This window comes from Pseudomonas sp. 65/3-MNA-CIBAN-0223 (assembly GCF_040310425.1).
Lineage (GTDB): Bacteria > Pseudomonadota > Gammaproteobacteria > Pseudomonadales > Pseudomonadaceae > Aquipseudomonas > Aquipseudomonas gregormendelii.
Genome location: NZ_JBEOPV010000066.1, coordinates 1 through 398, shown reverse-complemented (window position 1 = coordinate 398; position 398 = coordinate 1). Strand labels below are relative to the sequence as shown.

The 398-nt window shown below is 57.3% G+C and carries 1 protein-coding gene; it reads right to left on the bottom strand.

Going from position 1 to position 398, the window contains the following annotated elements:
• A partial coding sequence (locus tag AAEZ09_RS27935; RefSeq protein ID WP_350601588.1) for a DUF2057 family protein occupies positions 1-398 on the bottom strand: 398 nt, incomplete at both ends.

The following is a 398-nucleotide window of genomic DNA, read 5'->3' as shown; positions in this document are numbered from 1 at the left end:
CAGCGGAAGTCGGTTCTGCTCCGACTGTCGTCTCGATGCGTTCGCCGGTGAGCTGGTTCTTCGACCAGCCGGCGAAAGTGTCCTTCATCGCGCGAGCTTCTTGCAAGTTGGCCGGCTCGTTGTATTCCAGCTTCCAGACGTCACCAGCACGACCATCCAGGCTGTACACCGCTCCGCGCGTGCGGACGATTTCGTGGCTCAGGCCACCGCCGATATCAAAGCCGTTCTTGTAGTAGGCATTGATACGATATTTACCGGGCTGCAGATGCAGCGTTTTGTTCTTCGTGCCGAAACTCGAATTGGCCAAAGGCAGCTCTTGGCCATTGATACTCATCACTTCAAGCGTGTCGGGTACTTCTACCACCACTACTTGCGCCTTTGGCAGCTCGGAGCCGGGG